This window comes from Pseudokineococcus marinus, assembly GCF_013004605.1.
In the GTDB taxonomy this organism is placed as follows: Bacteria; Actinomycetota; Actinomycetes; order Actinomycetales; family Quadrisphaeraceae; genus Pseudokineococcus; species Pseudokineococcus marinus.
Map to the genome: position 1 here is coordinate 1 of NZ_JABEMA010000328.1, position 3,165 is coordinate 3,165.

Sequence of the window (3,165 nt, forward strand, 5' to 3'; positions counted from 1 at the left end):
TCGTCGAGCGGAGGGACGAGCGCACGTTGTCGAGCACGAGCTCCTGCGCGACCCGATCGAGGACGAGCTGCGACCCGGCGGGCAGGTAGGGGAAGCCCTGCTCGACGTCCCGCTGCAGCTGCTCCGCCGCCTGGCGCTCGTCGTCCCCGTGCTGCTCGGCCTCTCGGTGCTCCTCTTCGCCTGGCTGCGGGCGCTGCCCGGGGACCCGGCGCGCACGCTGCTCGGCGAGCGCGCCACGCCGGCGGCGGTGGAGCGCATCACCGAGGCCTACGGCTTCGACCGCCCCCTGCCGGCGCAGTACCTCACCTACCTCGGCAAGCTGCTGACGGGCGACCTGGGGACGTCGTCGCGCACGGGCGAGCCCGTGCTCGAGAGCTTCCTCCAGCGCTTCCCCGCGACGATCGAGCTCGCGGTCGCGGCGCTGCTCGTCGCCGTCGTCCTCGGCATCCCGCTGGGCTACGTGGCGGCCCGCCGGCACGGCAGCGCCCTCGACACCACGCTCGTGGGCGGCTCGCTGCTGGGCACCGTCATCCCGGTGTTCTTCCTCGCCTACCTGCTCAAGCTCGTCTTCGCGGTGCAGCTCGGCTGGCTGCCGACGGCGGGCCGCCAGGACCCGCGGATCGACGCGACGCACGTGACGAACTTCTACGTGCTCGACGGGCTGCTGACGCGCGAGTGGGACGCCTCGTGGGACGCCGTCGTCCACCTGGTGCTGCCCGCGCTGGCGCTCGGCACCATCCCGCTGGCCATCATCGTGCGCATCACCCGCGCCTCGGTCCTCGAGGTGACGGGGCAGGACTACGTGCGCACGGCCGAGGCCAAGGGGCTGGCGCGCTCGCTCGTGCGCCGCCGCCACGTGCTGCGCAACGCGCTGCTGCCGGTGCTGACGACCGTGGGCCTGCAGACGGGCCTGCTGCTGTCGGGAGCCGTGCTCACCGAGACGGTCTTCGCCATCAACGGCATCGGCAGCTACCTCTTCGACTCCATCTCGACCCTGGACTACCCCGTGCTGCAGGGCTTCATCCTCTTCATCGCGCTCGTCTACGCCCTCGTCAACCTCGTCGTCGACGTCGGCTACGGCGTCATCGACCCGCGGGTGCGCGTCTCGTGAGCGGCGTCCACCTGCCCCCGGCCGGGGGGCCCCCGGGCGCCCCGGAGGACGACCCGCCCGCGGGCACGCCCGCCGAGCTCGCGCTCGAGCCCGTCGCCGAGGACGAGCGCGGCACCAGCCTGTGGCGCGGCGCCTGGCGGCGGCTGCGGCGCGACCCCGGCGCGATCGCCGGCGCCGTCATCGTCCTGGTCTTCGCGCTCGTCGCCCTGCTGGCGCCGCTCATCGCGCCGTACGCCCCGGCGGGCGCGCAGTGGGCGAACCAGGTGACGCCGTCGTCGGTGCCCGGGCCGAGCGACGAGCACCTGCTCGGCCTCGACAGCTTCGGGTCGGACCTCTTCACGCAGCTCGTCTACGGCGCGCGGCAGTCGCTCGTCATCGGGGTCGTGTCGACGGTCATCGGGCTGGGCTTCGGCGCGGCGCTCGGCCTGCTGGCCGGCGCCTTCGGCGGCGCCGTCGACGTGGCGGTCATGCGCGTCGTCGACATCATGCTGTCGATCCCCAGCCTCCTGCTGGCCGTCAGCGTCGCCGCGGTCATCGGCCCCAGCCCGACCGCCCTCATGATCGCCATCGGAGCCGCGCAGGTGCCGATCTTCGCCCGTCTGCTGCGCGGCTCCATGCTCGGCCAGCGCAGCAGCGACTACGTGCTGGCGGCCTCCTCGCTGGGGCTGCGACGCCGTCGGGTCGTCATGAGCCACATGCTCCCGAACTCCCTCAGCCCCGTCATCGTCCAGGGCACCCTCACGCTGGCGACGGCGATCATCGAGGTGGCGGCGCTGTCCTACCTCGGCCTCGGCGACCCGAACCCGACCGTCGCCGAGTGGGGCCGGATGCTCGTGCGGGCGCAGGACCGCCTCGCCACCGACCCGCACCTGGCCGTCCTGCCGGGCGTCTGCATCGCCGTCACCGCTCTGGGCTTCACGCTCTTCGGCGAGGCGCTGCGCGAGTCCCTCGACCCCACCTTCCGCCGATGAGCCCGCACCCGCCCTCGCGCGGCGCGGGCGCCCCCGACGACCGGAGCGACGTGCCACCAGCGACCGGCGACGACCCCGCGCGGGGCGCCGAGCCCCTGCTCGAGGTCCGCGACCTCACCGTCGACTTCCTGCGCCGGGGCAGCGAGCCCGCGCGCGCCGTCGACGGCGTCAGCCTCTCCGTCCGCCCCGGCGAGGTCATGGGCCTCGTGGGGGAGTCGGGCAGCGGGAAGTCCGTGACCTCGCTCGCCGTCATGGGCCTGCTGCCGCGGCGCTCGAGCCGCGTGGGCGGCTCCGTGCGCCTCGGCGGCACCGAGCTGCTGGGGATGGCGCCGCGGCGCCTCGCCGGGCTCCGGGGCGACCAGATGGCGATGGTCTTCCAGGACCCGATGAGCTCCCTCAACCCGGTGGTGCCGATCGGGACGCAGGTCACCGAGGTCCTGCGCACCCACACCGACGCCGACCGCGCCGCCGCGCGCGAGGAGGCCGAGGACCTGCTGCGGCGGGTCGGCATCCCCGACCCGCGCCGACGGCTGCGCGACTACCCGCACCAGCTGTCGGGCGGCATGCGCCAGCGCGCGCTCATCGCCATCGCCCTGGCCTGCAAGCCGCGGCTGCTCATCGCCGACGAGCCCACGACGGCGCTCGACGTGACCATCCAGGCGCAGGTGCTCGAGCTGCTGCGCCGGCTCGTGGGGGAGACCGGGACCGCCATGCTGCTCATCACGCACGACCTGGGCGTCGTCGCGGGCCTCTGCGACGACGTCACGGTCATGTACTCCGGCCGCGTCGTCGAGACGGCGCCGCGCCGCGAGCTCTTCGCCCGGCCGGCGCACCGCTACACCGAGGGGCTGCTCGCCTCGGTGCCGCGGCTGGACTCCTCGCGGGGGGAGCCGCTGCGTCCCATCCCGGGGACGCCGCGCGACGTGCTGCCGTGGGCGCGGGCCTGCGCCTTCGCCCCGCGCTGCGCGCACGCCGACCGCGCGTGCGCCGACCCCGGGCTGGCCCTGGCCGGGCACCCGGGTCTGCCGGAGGACCACCTCGCGCGCTGCGTCCACCCCGCCGTGCCCGAGGCGGCGACGACGG

At 75.1% G+C, this 3,165-nt stretch carries 3 protein-coding genes; all 3 read left to right on the plus strand.

All coding sequences use genetic code 11. The features are described 5' to 3' along the window. Positions 1-112 precede the first annotated feature (112 nt). Positions 113-1,111, plus strand: coding sequence for an ABC transporter permease (locus HLB09_RS14840; protein ID WP_409373015.1), 999 nt, complete (start codon positions 113-115; stop codon positions 1,109-1,111). Continuing rightward, positions 1,108-2,082: an ABC transporter permease gene (locus tag HLB09_RS14845; protein ID WP_322790205.1), complete on the plus strand. Its 975-nt coding sequence runs from the start codon at positions 1,108-1,110 to the stop codon at positions 2,080-2,082. The genes HLB09_RS14840 and HLB09_RS14845 overlap by 4 nt, the downstream gene beginning before the upstream one ends. Then, positions 2,079-3,165, plus strand: a 1,087-nt coding sequence (locus HLB09_RS14850; RefSeq protein WP_171204107.1) for an ABC transporter ATP-binding protein, incomplete at its 3' end; no start/stop codon positions are given. The genes HLB09_RS14845 and HLB09_RS14850, both read left to right, overlap by 4 nt.